The sequence below is a fragment of the Ruegeria sp. HKCCA5463 genome, from assembly GCF_013034175.1.
In the GTDB taxonomy this organism is placed as follows: domain Bacteria; phylum Pseudomonadota; class Alphaproteobacteria; order Rhodobacterales; family Rhodobacteraceae; genus Ruegeria.
On record NZ_WQFL01000003.1, the window covers coordinates 123,423 to 143,020 of the forward strand.

The 19,598-nt window shown below is 59.8% G+C and carries 20 protein-coding genes; 18 read left to right on the forward strand and 2 right to left on the reverse strand.

Annotated features, from left to right (window positions below):
- Window positions 1–48: 48 nt before the first annotated feature.
- From ruvC to GOW09_RS08860, 18 genes are all read left to right on the forward strand, one after another.
- On the forward strand, window positions 49–546 hold the full coding sequence (gene ruvC / locus GOW09_RS08775; protein ID WP_171117483.1) for a crossover junction endodeoxyribonuclease RuvC: 498 nt from the start codon (window positions 49–51) through the stop codon (window positions 544–546).
- Window positions 543–1,220, forward strand: coding sequence for a Holliday junction branch migration protein RuvA (gene ruvA, locus GOW09_RS08780; protein WP_171117485.1), 678 nt, complete (start codon window positions 543–545; stop codon window positions 1,218–1,220). Before ruvC ends, ruvA begins: the two co-directional genes overlap by 4 nt.
- A gap of 4 nt (window positions 1,221–1,224) precedes the next feature.
- Entirely contained in the window at window positions 1,225–2,244 is a 1,020-nt protein-coding gene (ruvB, locus tag GOW09_RS08785) for a Holliday junction branch migration DNA helicase RuvB (RefSeq protein ID WP_171117487.1), read from the forward strand.
- 63 nt (window positions 2,245–2,307) lie between these two features.
- Window positions 2,308–2,931, forward strand: a complete 624-nt coding sequence (locus GOW09_RS08790; RefSeq protein WP_171117489.1) for a hypothetical protein — start codon at window positions 2,308–2,310, stop codon at window positions 2,929–2,931.
- A complete protein-coding gene (gene ybgC / locus GOW09_RS08795) occupies window positions 2,928–3,311 on the forward strand; it encodes a tol-pal system-associated acyl-CoA thioesterase (RefSeq protein ID WP_170344971.1) in 384 nt (127 codons plus the stop codon). Before GOW09_RS08790 ends, ybgC begins: the two co-directional genes overlap by 4 nt.
- Before the next feature lie 110 nt (window positions 3,312–3,421).
- Window positions 3,422–4,117, forward strand: coding sequence for a protein TolQ (tolQ, locus tag GOW09_RS08800; protein WP_152457225.1), 696 nt, complete (start codon window positions 3,422–3,424; stop codon window positions 4,115–4,117).
- Between the two features lie 2 nt (window positions 4,118–4,119).
- Window positions 4,120–4,596: a protein TolR gene (gene tolR / locus GOW09_RS08805; protein WP_152457226.1), complete on the forward strand. Its 477-nt coding sequence runs from the start codon at window positions 4,120–4,122 to the stop codon at window positions 4,594–4,596.
- A 9-nt stretch (window positions 4,597–4,605) separates the two neighbouring features.
- The gene (locus GOW09_RS08810; RefSeq protein WP_171117491.1) at window positions 4,606–5,709 is read left to right on the forward strand and encodes an energy transducer TonB; all 1,104 of its coding nucleotides are present in this window, start codon (window positions 4,606–4,608) and stop codon (window positions 5,707–5,709) included.
- Window positions 5,706–7,025, forward strand: coding sequence for a Tol-Pal system beta propeller repeat protein TolB (gene tolB / locus GOW09_RS08815; protein ID WP_171117493.1), 1,320 nt, complete (start codon window positions 5,706–5,708; stop codon window positions 7,023–7,025). Before GOW09_RS08810 ends, tolB begins: the two co-directional genes overlap by 4 nt.
- Window positions 7,026–7,097: 72 nt before the next feature.
- On the forward strand, window positions 7,098–7,604 hold the full coding sequence (gene pal, locus GOW09_RS08820; protein WP_152457229.1) for a peptidoglycan-associated lipoprotein Pal: 507 nt from the start codon (window positions 7,098–7,100) through the stop codon (window positions 7,602–7,604).
- Between the two features lie 4 nt (window positions 7,605–7,608).
- Window positions 7,609–8,433 carry a tol-pal system protein YbgF gene (gene ybgF / locus GOW09_RS08825; RefSeq protein ID WP_152457230.1) on the forward strand — a complete coding sequence of 275 codons (825 nt, stop codon included), beginning with the start codon at window positions 7,609–7,611 and terminating at the stop codon, window positions 8,431–8,433.
- Window positions 8,424–9,683: a tRNA lysidine(34) synthetase TilS gene (tilS, locus tag GOW09_RS08830; RefSeq protein ID WP_371808034.1), complete on the forward strand. Its 1,260-nt coding sequence runs from the start codon at window positions 8,424–8,426 to the stop codon at window positions 9,681–9,683. The genes ybgF and tilS overlap by 10 nt, the downstream gene beginning before the upstream one ends.
- A 75-nt stretch (window positions 9,684–9,758) precedes the next feature.
- The gene (gene ftsH, locus GOW09_RS08835) at window positions 9,759–11,675 is read left to right on the forward strand and encodes an ATP-dependent zinc metalloprotease FtsH (RefSeq protein ID WP_171117497.1); all 1,917 of its coding nucleotides are present in this window, start codon (window positions 9,759–9,761) and stop codon (window positions 11,673–11,675) included.
- Between the two features lie 97 nt (window positions 11,676–11,772).
- On the forward strand, window positions 11,773–12,369 hold the full coding sequence (locus tag GOW09_RS08840; RefSeq protein ID WP_171117499.1) for an MOSC domain-containing protein: 597 nt from the start codon (window positions 11,773–11,775) through the stop codon (window positions 12,367–12,369).
- A 144-nt stretch (window positions 12,370–12,513) separates the two neighbouring features.
- Entirely contained in the window at window positions 12,514–14,190 is a 1,677-nt protein-coding gene (locus GOW09_RS08845; RefSeq protein WP_171117501.1) for a formate--tetrahydrofolate ligase, read from the forward strand.
- Between the two features lie 60 nt (window positions 14,191–14,250).
- A complete protein-coding gene (locus GOW09_RS08850; RefSeq protein ID WP_171117503.1) occupies window positions 14,251–14,556 on the forward strand; it encodes a chorismate mutase in 306 nt (101 codons plus the stop codon).
- 53 nt (window positions 14,557–14,609) lie between these two features.
- A complete protein-coding gene (gene folD, locus GOW09_RS08855) occupies window positions 14,610–15,500 on the forward strand; it encodes a bifunctional methylenetetrahydrofolate dehydrogenase/methenyltetrahydrofolate cyclohydrolase FolD (RefSeq protein WP_171117505.1) in 891 nt (296 codons plus the stop codon).
- A 264-nt stretch (window positions 15,501–15,764) separates the two neighbouring features.
- Window positions 15,765–16,463: a LytTR family DNA-binding domain-containing protein gene (locus GOW09_RS08860; RefSeq protein ID WP_371808035.1), complete on the forward strand. Its 699-nt coding sequence runs from the start codon at window positions 15,765–15,767 to the stop codon at window positions 16,461–16,463.
- A 2-nt stretch (window positions 16,464–16,465) separates the two neighbouring features.
- Here the strand turns inward: GOW09_RS08860 and pdeM are convergent, their stop codons facing one another.
- Complete coding sequence (gene pdeM / locus GOW09_RS08865; protein WP_171117508.1) at window positions 16,466–17,128, reverse strand: ligase-associated DNA damage response endonuclease PdeM; 663 nt, start codon at window positions 17,126–17,128, stop codon at window positions 16,466–16,468.
- Window positions 17,129–17,168: 40 nt separating this feature from the next.
- Window positions 17,169–19,580, reverse strand: coding sequence for a ligase-associated DNA damage response DEXH box helicase (locus tag GOW09_RS08870; protein ID WP_171117510.1), 2,412 nt, complete (start codon window positions 19,578–19,580; stop codon window positions 17,169–17,171).
- Window positions 19,581–19,598 lie beyond the last annotated feature (18 nt).

A 19,598-nucleotide genomic window follows, 5' to 3' on the forward strand; every position in this document is an offset into this window, starting at 1 on the left:
CTAGGCGTTGAAAAAAGATCACAGAAGCCGAGCAGGCCGAGGCAAAACATGCGAATTCTGGGCATTGATCCGGGGCTTAGGACCCTGGGGTGGGGCGTCATCGAATCAAATGGCAGCCGCCTGAGCCACGTGGCCAACGGTTTGTGCAAGTCGGATGGGGATGATCTGGGTGAGCGGCTGTTGTCTCTCCATAACCAGATTGTCGAAGTCATCGCCGATCATCAACCGGACCAGGCGGCCATCGAACAGACCTTTGTGAACAAGGATGGCGCCGGTACGCTCAAACTGGGTCAGGCGCGGGGTGTTGCGTTGCTGACGCTGGCCCAGGCCGGATTGCCGGTGGGGGAATACGCCCCGAACCGGGTCAAGAAAACGGTCGTGGGTGTCGGGCACGCGGAAAAGGAGCAGGTGTTGCACATGGTCAAACTGCAATTGCCCGGATGTCAGCCCAAAGGGGCGGATGCAGCAGATGCTCTGGCGATTGCGATTTGCCATGCCTATTACGGCAAGACCCAACAGGCGCGTGTGAAAGAGGTGCGGGCATGATCGGAAAACTCACCGGAAGGCTGGACTATCGCGCCGCAGATCACGTGCTGATCGATGTCCGGGGTGTGGGATACATCGTCTATTGTTCCGACCGGACCATGGCGGCATTGCCGGGCGTGGGCGAGGCGGTTTCGATTTATACGGACATGGTCGTGCGCGAAGACCTGATGCAGCTTTATGGCTTTCTTTCGCTGGTCGAGAAGGAATGGCACCGGCTTTTGTGCTCGGTTCAGGGGGTCGGAGCGAAAGTCTCTCTGGCGATCCTCAGCGCGCTGGGGCCGGACGGTGTCAGCCGCGCAATCGCACTGGGAGATTGGGCGGCGGTCAAGGCGGCGAAAGGTGTGGGCCCGAAAACGGCGCAGCGGATCGTTCTGGACCTCAAGGACAAGGCGCCGGGCGTGATGGCCATGGGTGGCACCTTGACCGATGCGATGGATGGCCCTTCGATCGAAGTTGTAGAGCCTGTCGAGGCAGCGCCTGCTCGGAAGCAGACGCCAAAACCGGCCTCTGGGGCCGCCGCGGCGTCCGCGGGTGCGCTGTCTGCCTTGTCTAATCTGGGTTATGGGCCATCGGATGCAGCAGCCGCGGTTGCCGAGGCGGCCGCCAACAACCCGGATGCAGACGAAGCGGGTCTGATTCGTGCCGCGCTGCAGTTGCTGGCTCCGAAAGGCTGAATGAATGGTAGACGCTGATCCCACTGTGCGCCCCGATCCATTGCCCGAGGACAACGACCGCGCATTGCGCCCGCAGGGCTTGGATGAGTTCATCGGTCAGGCCGAGGCACGCGCCAATCTGCGCATCTTCATCCAATCCGCCCGCCAGCGGGGCGAGGCGATGGATCACACGTTGTTCCATGGCCCTCCGGGGTTGGGCAAGACGACGCTGGCGCAGATCATGGCGCGTGAACTGGGGGTGAATTTTCGCATGACATCCGGGCCGGTTCTGGCGAAAGCGGGCGATCTGGCTGCGATCCTGACCAATCTCGAAGCGCGGGATGTCTTGTTCATCGACGAAATCCACCGCCTGAACCCGGCGGTGGAAGAGGTGCTTTACCCCGCGATGGAAGATTTCGAGCTTGATCTGGTGATCGGCGAGGGGCCCGCCGCGCGAACGGTTCGGATCGAGTTGCAACCCTTCACGCTTGTCGGGGCCACGACGCGCATGGGTTTGCTGACCACACCTTTGCGCGACCGGTTTGGTATTCCGACCCGGTTGCAGTTCTACACTGTGGACGAACTGCATGAGATCGTCACCCGAAACGCGCGGAAACTCGGCGCTCCGGCGGATGATGAGGGCGCACGCGAGATTGCGCGCAGGTCGCGCGGGACACCGCGCATCGCCGGACGTCTGCTGCGCCGGGTGGTGGATTTCGCCATTGTCGAAGGGGATGGGCGGATCACGCGCGGTCTTGCGGATGGCGCACTGACGCGCCTGGGTGTAGACAAACTGGGGCTGGATGGTGCCGACCGGCGTTATCTGAAACTGATCGCCGAAAACTATGCCGGCGGGCCGGTTGGAATTGAGACCTTGTCGGCGGCGCTATCGGAAAGCCGGGACTCGCTGGAAGAAGTGATCGAGCCCTATCTGTTGCAACAGGGGTTGATCCAGCGAACACCGCGTGGGCGGATGTTGGCGCAGAAGGCCTGGACGCATTTGGGAATGGCTGCGCCCAAGCGGCAGAGCGATCTGTTTGGTTGAAGCTTGCGCTTGGAAAATTTATGCCTTCGGCGAGAGTATTTTCGAAAAGATGAAGGGCGGGGCGTGACACCGGAAGAGATTGAGGCGCTGTTCACGCGCGAAAGCGGTGAGTTTCTGTTTGCGCGTTGGGGGCGGCCGATCGTGCCGATTGTGTTTGGTGTTGAAGATGAAACGCTGTCCACTGTGAAGGGTGCCTTCGAGGCGGTTGTCACCTTGGCCGGTCACAAAATGGCCGAAACCGACCCCGAGCTTGGTGCCAACTGCATGATCTTCTTCTTTCGGGATTGGCAAGAGCTGCTGGACGTGCCGGATCTTGATCGTCTGATTCCCGAACTGGCACCGTTGGTCGGGCGCTTGGTTGAAGCGGATGCAAACCAGTACCGCATTTTCCGGTTCGAAGAAGATGGCGCGATCCGAGCGGCTTTTGTTTTTCTGCGCATGGACACGCAGTTGTCCAAGATACCGGCGGAAACGCTGGCGCTGAGCCAGGTGGTGCAGACCATCCTGCTTTGGTCCGATACTGCGTTTCGGACGCAATCTCCGCTGGCTGTGGCAGGTGAAATGACGATCCTGCGCCCCGATGTTGCTGCGTTGATTCGGGCAGCCTATGATCCGGTTTTGCCGGGTTCTGCGCAGGATGCGTCTCATGCGCTCAGGTTGTTTGCCCGGCTGGAGCCACTGCAATGAAACATACCTATCCGGTTCGCGTATACTATGAAGACACCGACATGGGGGGCGTCGTCTATCACGCGAACTATTTGCGGTATATCGAACGTGCGCGTTCGGATTGGGTGCGCAATCTGGGCAATGACCAGAACGCGATGCGGGAAGAGGGCATTGTGTGGGTCGTGCGGCGGGTCGAGGCCGATTACCTTGCGCCCGCCAGGTTTGATGACGAGTTGATCGTTGAAACCGAAGTCACGGAAATCTCGGGCGTGCGGCTGACCATGGCGCAGCTGGTCCGGCGTGGCGAGACCGAGATTTTTCGCGCCTCGGTCACTGCCGTTTGCATCAACAAGGACGGCAGGCCGATCCGGCTTCCGGCAGAGATTCGCGCATTGATGTAACAATTTGCGGGTCAGGGGTGGTTATGTTGGCATTTCAGCCCCAACTGCGTTAGCGTTTGGCAAAACAAGGCCAAACAAACGGCCGTCAGGCAAAAACAAAGAGCAGGTTCATGGAAGCTGAAACGCTGGCGCTGGCGCAGGAGATCGATTTCTCCATGTGGGGGCTGTATGCCCGCGCTACCTTTATCGTCAAATTGGTGATGTTGATGCTGATCGGTGCATCCATCTGGTCCTGGGGCATCATCATTCAGAAGCTGATCAATTATCGCGCGGCCCGTCGCGAGGCGCAGGCATTTGACGAGAGCTTCTGGTCCGGCAACCCTTTGGACGAGCTGTTCGAGCAGATCGGAACCCAGCCGGATGGCAGTTCTGAAAAGATTTTTGCTGCCGGAATGATCGAATGGCGCAGGTCGCACCGAAATGATGGCGGATTGATTGCCGGAGCGACCGCGCGGATAGACCGGTCCATGGATGTGGCCATAGCGAAAGAGGCAGAGACCTTGCAGAAAGGTCTGCCAATCCTGGCCACGGTTGGATCGACTGCGCCGTTCATCGGCCTGTTTGGTACCGTCTGGGGCATCATGAATGCGTTTATCGAAATCGCCGAACAGCAGAATACCAATCTGGCGGTCGTGGCCCCGGGTATTGCCGAGGCACTATTGGCAACGGGGCTCGGCCTTCTGGCCGCGATCCCGGCGGTTATTTTCTACAACAAGCTCAGTGCAGACTGTGACCGCATCGTGGGCGGCTACGAAGCCTTTGCCGACGAGTTCGCGACCATTCTGTCGCGCCAGTTGGACAGCTAAAAATGGGCGCGGCGGTTCAGCAATCCTCGGGTGGAAACGGGCGCAGACGCGGTCGGCGTCGCGGGCGCGCGCAACCCATGGCCGAGATCAACGTGACACCGTTTGTGGATGTCATGCTGGTTTTGCTGATTATCTTCATGGTGGCCGCGCCATTGCTGACCGTCGGTGTTCCGGTAGATCTGCCCAAGACCGCCGCCAGTGCTTTGCCCGGTGACAATGAAGAACCGTTGACCGTGACCCTGACGGCAGATGGACGTGTGCAGATCCAGACAACAGACGTGTTGCGCGAGGAACTGATCGGCAAGCTGCGGGCCATCGCCGCAGAGCGGAGCAGTGACCGGGTTTTCCTGCGCGCCGATGGCGCGATTCCTTACGCGCAGGTCATGCAGGTCATGGGCGCGCTGAACGCGGGCGGGTTTTCCAACGTTGGGCTTGTGACCGATACGGGCGGGCCGACGCTGGACGAAGGTGGAGAGTGAGGGCGCACGGTGGATACCGGCACCAAGATTTCGGCGATTGCGCATGTCAGCCTGATCGGAGTGGCGCTTTTCGGCGGTACGTTCCGGTCCGAGCCTTTGCCGATGGCCGTACAGGATGTGTCCGTGATCACCGCTGAACAATTCGCGGCCATGACGGCCCAGCGGGATGCGCCTGAGATCCCAGAGGTGCCGGCGGCATTGCAACAACCGCCCGAACCACAGGCTGATAGCACGCCGCCAGAACCTGTGGTCGAGGAACAGCCCCGCCCTGAACCCGTCGTGCCTGCCGAACCCGAACCCGAGCCTGCGCCCGTTATCGTCGAAGCACCGCCGGAACCGGACGTGCCGGATGAGCTGCCGGTACTGACAGAGCCCGAGGTCGAACCTGTCGCACAGCCTGTGCCTCCGGGGCCCGAGGCGCAGCCTCGCCCGTCCGATCGTGTTGCCCCCGAGGCCATAGCGCCACCACCGCCCGAGGCAAAACCGGATGATTTCGAAACGCCGCCCGTTTCACTGGATGAGGGCGCCGAGGTTCAGCAGGAACAACAGGATCAGACCGCGCCGGAAGAAGCGGCCCCCGAGATCGTGACCGAGGCAGAGGAAACCAAAGAGCAGTCTCCGCTTACGTCTCCGCGACCGCGGGTGCGTCCGAACCGCCCAAGCCCACCGCCCGAACCCGTTGTGGCAGATACGCCCGAGGCGGCGCCTGAACCTGACGCGCAAGCCGACGAGGCCGCGATCAATGACGCTTTGGCCGAAGCCTTGGGCAGTGGAACCCAGCCATCCGGCCCACCGCTGACCAGCGGCGAGAAGGACGCGATGCGATTGGCCGTGTCCAAGTGCTGGAATGTGGGCTCTTTGTCTACGGATGCACTGAGTACTGTGGTCGTTGTGGCTTTTTCGCTAAACCGTGATGGTACGGTTGTGGATGGCAGCATTCGGATGCTGGACAGTTCTGGTGGGTCTTCGGGCGCGGCCAATCAGGCCTATCAGGCCGCTCGGCGCGCGATTTTGCGCTGCGGGGCCAGAGGATATGACTTGCCTGCTGACAAATACGCTCATTGGCAGGATGTTGAGATTACATTCAATCCCGAGAGGATGCGGATCAAATGATGAAACTTCTGACCAGCCTCTTTGTCGGCCTGACGCTGATGTCTACGCCGGCTCTTGCACAGAACAGTCCCCTGCGGCTGGAATTGGACCAGGGCATTATCGAACCATTGCCCTTTGCGGTGCCGAACTTTGTTCCCGATGGCCCGTCAGCGGCGCAATATGCACAGGACATCTCGCGCGTGGTGGCGGCTGATCTGACAGGAACCGGGTTGTTTCGCGAGATCTCTTCGGATGCCTTCATCAGTCGGGTCAGCAGCTTTGAGGCTCCGGTTCAGTTTGCCGATTGGAAAGCGATCAATGCCGATGCGCTGATCACGGGGGCAGTCAATGTTTCGGGCAAGAACCTCACGGTTCGATTCCGGGTCTGGGATGTGTTTTCGGGTCAGGAATTGGGCAATGGGCTGCAATTGGCAGGCACCACCGAGGGCTGGCGGCGCATGGCTCACAAAGTGGCCGATCAGGTGTACAGCCGGATTACAGGCGAGGGCGGATATTTTGACAGCCGCGTGGCCTTTGTTTCGGAAAGTGGACCGAAAAACCAACGCCTGAAACGTCTGGCGATCATGGATTATGATGGGGCGAATGTGCAGTACATGACCGACAGTGCCGCAATCGTTCTGGCGCCGCGTTTTTCACCCAATGGTGATCGGTTGCTTTACACCAGCTATGAAAGCGGCAGCCCGCGCATCTATGTTCTGGATGTGGGCCGCGTCAAACGACGGGAACTGAAGACGCAGGACGGAACCATGAGCTTCTCGCCCCGCTTTTCGCCGGATGGCCGGTCGATCGTGTATTCCTTGATTCAGGGGGGAAACACGGACCTGTGGAAAATGGATCTGGCGTCGGGGCAAAGCACTCGTCTGACCAACACGCCGGCGATTGAAACCGCTCCCAGCTATTCGCCGGATGGCAGCCGGATCGTGTTTGAAAGCGACCGTTCTGGTACGCCGCAGCTTTACGTGATGCCCGCGAATGGCGGCGAGGCCACGCGGATCAGCTTTGGCTCGGGTCGTTATGGCACGCCGGTATGGTCGCCGCGCGGCGATCTGATTGCCTTTACCAAGCAAAACCAGGGCCGCTTCCACATCGGGGTGATGCGCACGGACGGATCAGAGGAACGCTTGTTGACCGCCTCGTTTCTGGACGAAGGCCCGACCTGGTCGCCCAATGGCCGCGTCATCATGTTCACCCGTGAAACGCAGGGCGCCAGCGGCCGGGCCTCGCTTTATTCGGTGGACATCTCGGGTCGCAACCTGCGCCCAGTGCGTACACCGGATGGCGGCAGTGATCCGTCATGGGGCCCACTACAGAATTGATCGCAGCAAAGTTCACAACGAATCGTCCCTGTGGTAGACAGGCGGCAACAATCAAAACACGAGGCACTTGAAATGAATGTATTGAGCAAAGTCCTGGCGTTGGGCGCGCTGAGTGTGATCGCCGCCTGTACGAACAATGACCCATCCGCCTTGGGCGGCAGCGGTGCCGGCGGCACAGGCGCAATTGTACCGGGCTCGCCCAGTGACCCGCGTTCGCCTGCGTATTTCCAGCAGACCGTCGGGGATCGTGTTCTGTTCGCCGTGGACCAGTCCACCCTGACACCACAGGCGCAGACCGTGTTGCAAGGGCAAGCGGACTGGCTTCTGGCCAATCCGGATTTTGTTGCCACGATCGAAGGTCACGCGGACGAGCAGGGTACGCGCGAGTATAACCTTGCGCTGGGTGCGCGTCGCGCAAATGCCGCTCGTGAGTATCTGATTTCGCGTGGTGTTGCTGGCAACCGTCTCAAAACCGTCAGCTACGGCAAGGAGCGCCCAATCGAGATTTGCAGCGTTGAGGAATGCTATTCCAAGAACCGCCGCGCAGTGACTGTGCTGACCGGATCAACACTGGGGTAAGACAATGCGTATGGCAGGATGGGTATTGGCGGCGGTCATGGCGACAGCCGGTGTTGCACAGGCACAGGATCAGCAAACCCTGGCCGACATACGTCAGGAGCTGACGGTGCTGCATGTGGAAATTCAGCGTCTGAAGCGCGAGTTTTCCACCACAGGATCGCCTGCGCCAAACTTGTCCGGCAGTTCGGTCCTCGAACGGGTTGATGCCATTGAAGCGGAACTGCAACGCCTGACCCGACAGACCGAGCAGCTGAACCAGCGTGTGCAGAACATTGTCTCGGACGGCACCAATCGCATCGGAGATCTGGAGTTCCGCCTGTGCGAGCTTGAGGCAAACTGCGAAATTTCAGGCGAACCGACCAGCACACTGGGCGGAGAGGGCACAGATGTAGGTACGGCCGTCATCACGCCTGCCACGCCATCCCAAACCGATCAGGGTGAACTGGCCGTGGGCGAGCGGGCGGATTTCGACGCGGCATCGCAAGCACTGGCCGATGGGGATTACCAGACTGCGGCTGATTTGTTTGCGCAGTTTGATACGAACTATCCCGGCAGCCCCCTGGCGCCCGAAGTGAATCTGAAACGTGGTCATGCGCTTGAAGGCCTTGGCGACACCCGCGAAGCGGCACGGGCGTTCTTGGCAAGCTTTACCGGAGATTCCGAAGGAGCGTTTGCCCCCGAGGCCCTGTTCGAGTTGGGCGCGGCGCTGGGGCGTCTGGGGCAGACCGATCAGGCCTGCATCACGCTCAATGAAGTTGGCGTGCGCTTTCCATCCGCACCGGCGTTTGCGGATGCGACGCAAGAGATGTCTGCGCTGGGGTGTTCTTGAACCGTCACAGCGAAAACCTGCTTGCAGAGCTTCGCGCCCGGCTTCCCGAAAGGCTTCCGCCTAAACTGGGCGTGGCGGTCTCGGGCGGTGGGGATTCCGTCGCGTTGATGCATCTTTTGCATCAAGTCGCCCAAAACGAAGAGATCGCCCTTTTTGTGGCCACGGTCGATCACGGCTTGCGCCCCGACGCAGCGCAGGAGGCCGTGACAGTTTCGCGCCAAGCCGCTGCTTTGGGGCTGCCGCATGACATTTTGCATTGGGCGGGTTGGGACAGATCGGGCAATGTTCAGGATGAGGCCCGCAAGGCGCGTTACAGCCTGCTTGCCGGTTGGGCGCAACAGCGCGGAATCGACGCTATCGCGTTGGGGCACACGGCGGATGATCAGGCAGAAACGTTGCTGATGCGACTGGGTCGTTCATCAGGTGTTACGGGACTGTCCGGCATGTCGGCAAGCCGGCAATGGGAAGGTGTGACATTGCTGCGGCCAATGCTGGGGATCACACGCAAGGATCTGAGAACCTACCTGACCGGTATCGGCGCAACATGGGTCGAAGATCCGTCGAATCAGGACCCTCGTTTCGACCGGATCAAGGCACGAGAGGCCGTGTCCGGCCTCAAGCCACTGGGAATTGACGCGCTTTCATTGTCGCGAGTGGCCGAAAATCTGGCGCAGGCCCATGCAGCCCTGGGTGTGTTTGCGCAGGAATCCGCACGGAATGTCGCCCAAGTCGAACAAAGCGACGTGAAGGTGGACAGGGCCGGTTTTGCCGCATTGCCCAAGGAAATCCGACGCCGCGTGTTGCTTGGATGTCTTGTCTGGATCGCAGGGCTGGGATATCCCCCGCGTCAGGCGGCGGTCGAGCAGGCCATGAAGGCCATAATCGACGGGCGGGCAGGGTCGCTCAGCGGTTGCCTGTTGGTCCCGGAAGGGATGAGTGTTTGGATTTGCAGGGAATTCAAGGCCGTGGAGGCTCGGATTTCAGCACCTGACGAAGTTTGGGATAGCAAATGGGTCTTGACCGGGCCCGAGATTTCCGGTGCCGAGATCCGCGCTCTGGGTGAAGACGGGCTGCGACAGATGCCCGAATGGCGCGAAACGGGCCGGCCCAGGCTGGCCTTGAGCGCGACGCCCGCAGTCTGGAAGGGGGGCGCGGTGCTGGCCGCTCCGCTTGCGGGATTTGCGAACGGATGGCGCGCGGACACGACGCCGGAATGGCCCGAGTTCTACGCATCTTTATTATCGCATTGAACATACCACAATCCTCTCTATTTTAAGAGGTAACTTGGCAGCTCCTCACCTGCCGGAACTTTTGGGAGAATTTCCTTGGGCAACGCTCGCAATATCGCGTTTTGGGTCGTTCTGTTTCTGCTGATCCTTGCACTGTTCAATCTGTTCAGTGGACCGGGCGGAACGCTTCAGAGCAATGAAAGAACTTATTCCGATTTCGTCGGCGCCGTGCAAAGCGGTGAAGTCAAGAACGTGACGCTGGACGGCGAACAGATCCGCTATACGACCGAAAGCGGTGCGACTTACGTCACGATCAAACCCGGCGACGCCGAGGTCACCAAGCTTTTGATCGATGAGAACATCCCGGTTCAGGCGGTCAAGCAACAGCAGTCGGGCTTCCAGTCTTTCCTGATCACGCTCTTGCCGTTCCTGCTGCTGATCGGTGTCTGGGTCTATTTCATGAACCGGATGCAGGGCGGCGGCAAAGGCGGTGCGATGGGCTTTGGCAAGTCGAAGGCCAAGATGCTGACCGAAAAGCATGGCCGCGTCACATTTGACGACGTCGCGGGCATCGACGAAGCCAAGGAAGAGCTGGAAGAGATCGTCGAATTCCTGCGCAATCCACAGAAGTTCAGCCGCCTTGGCGGCAAGATCCCGAAAGGCGCGCTGCTGGTCGGTCCTCCGGGTACTGGTAAAACATTGCTGGCCCGCGCCATCGCGGGTGAGGCAGGCGTTCCGTTCTTCACCATTTCGGGGTCCGACTTCGTCGAGATGTTTGTCGGCGTCGGTGCATCCCGTGTCCGGGACATGTTTGAACAGGCCAAGAAGAATGCGCCTTGCATCGTCTTCATCGACGAGATCGACGCGGTGGGTCGCCATCGTGGCGCTGGATACGGCGGTGGTAACGACGAACGCGAACAGACCCTCAACCAGTTGCTGGTTGAGATGGACGGGTTTGAGGCCAACGAAGGCGTGATCATTCTGGCGGCTACCAACCGTAAAGACGTTCTGGATCCCGCGCTGCTGCGTCCGGGCCGTTTTGACCGCAACGTGACCGTTGGTAACCCCGACATCAAAGGCCGCGAGAAGATTTTGGGCGTGCACGCACGTAAGACGCCTCTGGGCCCCGATGTCGATCTGCGCATCATTGCGCGCGGTACGCCGGGCTTCTCGGGGGCCGATCTGGCGAACCTCGTGAACGAGGCTGCGTTGATGGCCGCCCGCGTGGGTCGCCGCTTTGTCACCATGGAAGACTTTGAGAACGCCAAGGATAAGGTGATGATGGGCGCCGAGCGCCGCTCGATGGTGCTGACCCAGGACCAGAAGGAAAAGACCGCCTATCACGAGGCGGGCCATGCCGTTGTCGGCCTGACCCTGCCGTTGTGCGATCCTGTCTACAAAGCCACAATCATTCCGCGCGGTGGTGCGCTGGGTATGGTTGTATCTCTGCCTGAAATGGATCGCCTGAACTACCACCGTGATGAGTGTGAGCAAAAGCTGGCCATGACCATGGCCGGCAAAGCCGCCGAGGTTATCAAATACGGTGAAGACCACGTTTCGAACGGCCCGGCCGGGGACATCATGCAGGCCAGCCAGTTGGCGCGTGCCATGGTGATGCGCTGGGGCATGTCGGATAAGGTCGGTAACATCGACTATGCCGAGGCGCACGAAGGCTATCAGGGCAACACCGCAGGGTTCTCGGTGTCGGCGCATACGAAAGAGCTGATCGAAGAAGAGGTGAAACGCCTTATTCAGCAGGGTTATGAGCGCGCGCACCAGATTCTGACCGAACAGCGCGAAGAATGGGAACGCCTGGCGCAGGGCCTGCTTGAATACGAAACCCTGACGGGTGATGAGATCAAGCGCGTCATGAATGGTGAATCACCCAGCGAGGATGATGATGAAGGCGATAAGCCGGATGAAGGCAGCGCGCCCAGTGTCACGGCCATTCCCAAGACAAAGGCCAAGAAATCTCCGCCCGATGGCGGGATGGAGCCCGAACCCACCGCATAGTCAAAAAAGACCCGGCGCATAGTCCGGGTCTTTTTTCTTTTCATCGGTGTTTTGCCTGGCAATATGCACGCAAGAAAAAGAGCGAAAAGGGAAGGCTATGCCATTTTTGCGTGAAACCGAATTTGCCGCCGAAGCAGTCTGGCTTGGCCATGTCTCTGCGGGAACCTCTTTACGGGCCAAGGCTGTTGACACGCTGGATCTGGGTTTTGACGGCGTGAAGGGTGAGCGCCACGAAGGCCTTAATCGGGCGTCCTGTGTCAGGGTCTCGAACCTTTACCCGAAAGGCACTGAAATTCGCAACGTGCGTCAGCTTTCAGTTTTGTCCGAGGAGGAGTTGCAGCAAATTGCGCAGGACATGGGGTTGGATCAGCTTGATCCGTCCTATCTTGGGGCTTCCATTGTGCTGCGCGGAATCCCGGATTTTTCACATATCCCCCCGTCTTCACGTCTTCAGGCAACAAGCGGGGCGACGATAACGGTGGACATGGAAAACGCCCCTTGTGTTCTGCCGGGGCGCGAGATCGAAGCGGATCAACCGGGGCATGGCGCGGCTTTCAAACCCGCGGCGGTCGGGCGTCGGGGCATCACCGGATGGGTCGAACGCCCGGGGCGCATTCAACTGGGGGATCGGCTGAAACTGTTTGTTCCGGATCAACCTGCGTGGGTTTGTGAAAACAGGCTTGTTTCCGATTAGAAACCCCTGAAACGAACTTACGACGCTTCGCGACGCCAGAATGTCGGAATCCATGGCTATCGGGATTGTACACAAGGGTATGGAATGCACAGCGCCGACGCCCCGCGTCGGTTTTGCACGGTATTCAATCAAGGACCCCGGCCAATGAGCTACAAATCCGATATCGAAATCGCCCGCGAAGCGAACAAAAAGCCGATTCAGGAAATCGGTGCCAAGATCGGCATCGACTCTGCGGATCTGCTGCCTTACGGCCATGACAAGGCGAAGGTCAGCCAGAACTTCATCAACTCGGTACAGGACCGCGAAGACGGCAAGCTGATCCTGGTGACTGCAATCAACCCGACCCCGGCAGGTGAGGGCAAGACCACGACTACAGTGGGTCTGGGTGACGGCCTGAACCGCATCGGCAAGAACGCGATGATCTGTATCCGTGAAGCCTCGCTTGGCCCGAACTTCGGTATGAAGGGCGGCGCTGCGGGTGGCGGCTATGCGCAGGTCGTTCCGATGGAAGAGATGAACCTGCACTTCACCGGTGACTTCCACGCCATCACTTCGGCTCACTCGCTGCTGTCGGCGATGATCGACAACCACATCTATTGGGGTAACGAGCAGGAGATTGACACCCGCCGCGTCGCATGGCGCCGTGTGGTCGACATGAACGACCGTGCCCTGCGTCAGATCACCGCCAGCCTGGGTGGTGTGTCGAACGGCTTCCCGCGTGAGGCAGGTTTTGACATCACCGTGGCGTCCGAGGTCATGGCGATCCTCTGTCTGGCAAACGACCTGAAAGACCTGGAAAAGCGTCTGGGCGACATCATCGTTGCTTACCGCCGCGACAAATCTCCGGTCTACTGTCGCGACATCAAGGCCGAAGGCGCAATGACCGTTCTGCTGAAGGACGCGATGCAGCCGAACCTGGTGCAGACGCTGGAAAACAACCCGGCCTTCGTCCACGGCGGCCCGTTCGCGAACATCGCGCATGGCTGTAACTCGGTCATCGCGACCAAGACCGCTCTGAAAGTCGCCGACTATGTCGTGACCGAAGCCGGTTTCGGTGCGGATCTTGGTGCCGAGAAGTTCATGAACATCAAATGCCGCAAGGCGGGTATTGCCCCGTCGGCAGTTGTTCTGGTTGCGACCGTGCGCGCGATGAAGATGAACGGCGGCGTTGCCAAGGCCGATCTGGGTGCGGAAAACGTTGAGGCCGTCAAATCAGGCTGTGCCAACCTGGGCCGTCACATCGAGAACGTTAAATCCTTCGGTGTACCGGTTGTCGTCGCCATCAACCACTTCGTCACCGATACCGATGCCGAAGTTCAGGCGGTGAAAGACTATTGCGGCGAGCACGGCGTCGAGGCGGTTCTGTCGCGTCACTGGGAACTGGGTTCCGAAGGGTCTGCGCCGTTGGCCGAGAAAGTCGTCGAAATCGTCGAAGGTGGCACCGCGAACTTCGCACCGATCTACCCCGACGATATGCCTCTGTTCGAGAAGATCGAAACCATCGCCAAGCGTATCTACCGCGCTGACGAGGTTCTGGCTGACAACAAGATCCGCAACCAGCTGCGTGAATGGGAAGAAGCCGGATATGGCAACCTGCCGGTCTGCATGGCCAAGACGCAGTATTCCTTCTCGACCGACCCATCGCTGCGGGGCGCACCCACGGGCCATTCGGTTCCGGTGCGCGAGGTACGCCTGAGCGCGGGCGCGGGCTTCATCGTGGTCGTCTGCGGCGAGATCATGACCATGCCTGGTCTGCCCCGCAAGCCGGCTGCCGAAACCATCTGCCTCAATGACGCAGGTGAGATCGAGGGCTTGTTCTAAGCCGCCGAATAGGACATCTCGTGGTCCGGGGATTCATTCCCGGGCCATGAGGAGATGACGATGCCCACTCTGACACCGCCTCAGAACTGCAACACGATGCAGGAGCTGCGGGCTGAGATCGACAAGCTGGATCGCCAACTGATCGAAATGTTGGTAACGCGCGCGACATATATTGACCGCGCGTCGCAGCTGAAACCGGGCGAGGGCCTTCCGGCCCGAATCCCGGAACGTGTCGAAGAGGTGGTGCAACGCGTGCGTGCAAGTTCGGACGCGCTGGGGATGGACCCGGATCTGGCCGAGAAGCTATGGCGCATATTGATTGACTGGTCGATTGCACGCGAAGAGCGCGTGATTGGCACCGACTGACTGACCGGGCGTTCTGTGCGCCCGATCCGTTTTTTGAAAGAAGGGATCGAAGTATGGTAGCTCAGGTTATCGACGGTAAGGCCTTTGCCGCAAAAGTGCGCGGTCAAGTTGCCGATCAGGTCGCAAAGCTGAAAGAAGAAAGCGGCATCACCCCCGGCCTGGCCGTGGTTCTTGTGGGCGAAGACCCCGCCAGCCAGGTCTATGTCCGTTCGAAGGGCAAAATGACCGTTGAAGTCGGCATGAATTCGTACGAGCACAAGCTGGACGTCGATACATCCGAGGAAGATCTGCTGGCGCTGATTGACAAGCTGAACAACGACCCGGCCGTGCATGGCATTCTGGTCCAGTTGCCGTTGCCCAAACACCTGAACGAGGATCTGGTGATCAACTCGATCGACCCGGCCAAGGATGTGGATGGCTTCCACATTTCGAACGTGGGCCTGCTGGGCACCGGTCAGAAGTCGATGGTGCCCTGCACCCCGCTGGGCTGCCTGATGATGCTGCGTGACCACCACGGCTCGCTTTCCGGCATGGACGCGGTTGTGATTGGCCGCTCGAACATTGTGGGCAAACCGATGGCGCAACTGCTGCTGGGCGATAGCTGCACCGTGACGATCGCGCATTCGCGCACCAAGGATCTGCCGGATGTCGTGCGCCGTGCCGATATCGTCGTGGCCGCCGTGGGCCGTCCGGAAATGGTGCCGGGTGACTGGATCAAGGAAGGCGCGACCGTGATCGACGTAGGCATCAACCGCATCGAACGTGACGGAAAGAACAAGCTTGTCGGTGACGTGGACTATGCCAGCGCGTCCGAGCGTGCTGGCGCGATCACTCCGGTTCCGGGTGGCGTAGGCCCGATGACCATTGCATGCCTGTTGGCCAACACTTTGACTGCGTGCTGCCGCGCCAACGCTCTGCCGGAACCAGAAGGTTTGACGGCGTAAGGTAATCTGGTCGGGTCGATCATGTCGGCCCGGCACACTCCTCGGTTGTGCATGACTTCGCGGGACAATCATCGGACGCTCCAGTCAATTTGCCCTGAATGGGTTTGACAGCTTAGAAAATCGTGATATCCCTGTATTCCCAGTTGGTTACAGGTAAGGTGCTTCAGTGCTTGTCGTGCTAAGGTTGAATTTTGTTAAGTCATGCACAAAAGCGGTATGACGTCTGGGATAAACACTATTCGGAATGCTTGCACCCCACAGCGAGTGACGGCGGGCCTTGTCTTTCTTCCATTGCTTGCCTACGCGTTTCCTCCGTTTCTGGTCGCGGATCTGAGCTTCGGTTTGCGTCTTCTTTTCTGGACCGGGGTGATGGTTCTTGCCCTGACAGTCACCGGGTTGGCGCGCAACTTGATGCAGAAAAACCCCGTTCTGTTGAATGTTCCCGTCCGTGATCTGGCCTTCGCGGCACTGATCCTGGTTCTGTTCACGCCGTCCCTTTGGATGTTGGCATGGATCCTGTTCACCTGCGGAGGTCACATGGCACCAGGCGCCCAGACCGTGGCGGTATATGGGGTCCTGTTTGCAACGGGCTTGGTTCTTGTGCAACGCAATGATCTGAACCCATTGATGGCCTCGACACCTGAAACCGAGAGGCCGCGCCTGATCAGGCGTCTGCCGCCTGACTTCCATGGTCAAATCCATCGTTTGACGGTCAGGGACCACAATGTGGATATTGTCACTTCGGAAGGCACGTTCACGGTCCGCTCACGCTTTACGGACGCAATTGCCGAGATGGAGCCGGTTCCCGGCCACTGTTCGCACCGTTCACATTGGGTGGTGGACGCGTCCATCGTTGGGGTTGAAAAATCGGGGGGCAAAACCTTTTTGCGCCTGACGAACGGCGATCTGGTTCCAGTAAGCCGCAAGTACAAACCGAAGTTGGAAGAAGACGGGTTGATCTGAACTCAACGCGGCATTGGAATCATTTGCGGATGCGGGCCGGTCAGAATGGCCATTGCGTCCGCGCCCAAAAGATCGGAAAGTGCCCGATCCGAACTGCGCAACCCCCCGGTGTAAGTTCCGTAGGCAGGCAGGATCAGCCGATTTCTGTCCAGCAGAAAGGCAGGTCGGGAAATGTGCCTGCCTTTCGTCCGAATCTGTGCTTTCGGATGAAAATGGCCCGAAATTTCACCTTGCGGCCGATCCTGGGCGATGTGACGAAAGACGAGAGGGCCGCACTGCCATTCGACCAGATGAGAGCCCCCCATCTCGATCGGGCCGGGATCGTGATTGCCTTCGATCCAGATCCATTGGCGCCCGGCCTGCAAAGTCGCAATCCTCAACCCTTCTGCGTCGGGCAAGGCTTGGGCCGCTTCGAGATCGTCAAAGCTGTCACCTAGGCAGATGACGGTTTCGGCGTTGGTGTGTTCCAGATCGCGGGCCAGCCGGTCAAGCGTTTCGCGACTGTCATAAGGCGGCAGCGTAGCCCCGCGCCGACGGGCCATACGTTCGGATTTTCCCAGATGCAGGTCCGAAACACAGAGCAGTTGCCGCGCCGGCCACCATAATGCGCCAGACGGCAACGCATCGAGTTGCTGGCCTGCAAAGGAAAACTTGCACACGTTCATGATACGTTCTTGACCTGATTCCACATCTTGCGCAAGGGGATCAAAGCTGGTCCAACCCGGCGGCTTCCAGCAGGCGTGCGCTTTCTTCTGCAAGCAGCCTTTCCTCGGCGGCCCCTTTGACAGGCACCTTTCCGACCTCAAGAAACAGCGGCGCGGCCAGTGGGGAAACGCGATCTAGACGCAGCAGGTCGATGCGGTCGCCGATGCGCGCCAGCATTGCCTCGATCCGACCGAAGTCAACCAACCCGCGCATGGCTTCTTCGCGGGTGATCTGCATCAACAGATGATCGGGATCATATTTCAGCAAAGTGTCATAGAGAATATCCGACGAAAACGTGGCTTGCCGCCCGGTTTTCCGTTGCCCGGCCATGTTGCGTTCGATCAGACCGGCAATCGTGGCCGACGCGCGAAAGGTACGCTTCATGACTGCGTTGCCTGCCAGCCATGTGTCCAGCCCGTCACGCAGCGCTTCGGGTTGAAACAAAGGGCGTGGGTCAGTGACCGCATCCAAACCCCAAATCAGCGTGGCATAGTCTGTGGCGACAAACCCCAGCGGCGCCAAACCGGTTTCCTCCATCCGTTTGGTCAGCAGCAGCCCCAGTGTTTGTTGCGCGTTGCGGCCAGCGAATCCGTATACGCACAGATGCTCTCGCCCGTCGCTTGGAAAGCTTTCGATCAGCAGACGATCCCGTTGAGGCAGGCGGGACATTTGGCGCTGCAAGTCCAGCCAATCAGCCGTATGGGAAGGCAGGAGCGACCAGTCAGTTTGGGCGAACATGCGCAGAATGCGGTCGCTGAGTTGCGTTGAGGTCGCAAATTTCGTGCCCGAGAAGGTCGCGATCTTTGGTTTGCGATCGGCGCGACGGCTGACTTCGACCACCATTTCGCGCAGACCTTCATACCGTACGATCTGTCCGCCGATCAGGAAGGTATCGCCGGGGGTCAGCGAAGCAGCGAAGGCTTCCTCGACTTCGCCCAACGGTTTACCGCCACGGCTGCGTTTAAGGCGAACTTTGAGTGTATCCGTGTCCTGAATCGTGCCCAGATTCATGCGAATGCGCGACGCTGCGCGAGGATCGCGCAATTGCCATTGCCCGTCGGCACGCTTCTGCAACCTTTGCCATCGATCATAGGCGCGCAAGGCGTAGCCGCCGGTGGCACAGAAATCCAGACAGGCGTCAAATTCCGGTCGGGTCAACTGTGCGTAAGGTCCGGCGGATGTCATCTCGGCATATAGATCATCAGCGTCAAAGGGCCCGGCACAGGCCGCAATCAGAATGTGCTGGCACAACACATCGCGGGGGCCGGGGCCTCGGGGTTCTCCGTCCAGTTCATGGGCTTTGGCAGCCTCGAGCGCAGCGACGCATTCGACAACCTCAAAACGGTTCGCAGGAACCAGCAGCGCCTTGGAAGGCGCGTTGTAGCGGTGGTTGGCCCGACCAATCCTTTGCACCAGCCGCTTGACGTTCTTGGGCGCACCGATCTGAATCACCAAATCGACATCGCCCCAATCAATGCCCAGATCGAGGCTGCCGGTGCAGACGATGGCACGCAATTCGCCACGCACCATCGCGGCCTCGACCCGCTCGCGTTGCTGTCGGTCAAGGCTGCCATGATGGATGCCGATGGGCAGGCCGTCGTCATTCGCCAGCCACAGATTGTGAAAGTAGATCTCGGCCTGCGCGCGGGTGTTGTGAAAGATCAGCGCGGTCTTGTGCCGCCGGATCTGGTCCAGCACAGCCGGAATCGAATAGGCCGCGCCTCCGCCGGACCAGGGCGGCATTTCCGTTGTTTCCAACATCTGGATGTCTGGGTCCGGGCCGGGATCGGCCTGCACAATCCGGCAGGGGTCCGGGTGGCGCGCCAGAAAGCCGGCAATTGCCGCGGGGTCTTCGACTGTGGCTGACAGGCCTACACGACGTAGACCCGGGTTGAGGCGCTGAAGGCGTGCCAGGGCCAGCATCAGCTGATCGCCGCGCTTGCTTTCCGCCAGCGCGTGGATTTCGTCGACGATGATCCGCTGTACCCCATCGAACATGCGCGGCGCATCTTCGTACGAGGTCAGCAGTGCCAGACTTTCCGGTGTGGTCAGCAGGATATGGGGCGGATCGGCCCTTTGGCGTTTTTTCTGCGTGGCCGAGGTGTCACCGGTGCGATCTTCGATCCGGATGGGCAGGCCGATCTCATCCACCGGGGTGCGCAGGTTACGTTTGATATCCGCCGCCAGCGCCTTGAGCGGCGAGACATAGAGCGTATGCAAACCGTTGTGGCCACCGTCGGCCAGCTCGGACAGGGAAGGCAGAAATCCGGCCATGGTCTTGCCGCCACCCGTTGGGGCGATCAGCAAGGTTGCCGGCTGCTTCGCCCGGTCGAACATCTCTTTCTGATGCGGGTGGATGGACCAGCCTTTGGAGGAGAACCACGTACCAATCCGAGCGGGAATCTGCGTCATGGTTGCAGATTACCCGCC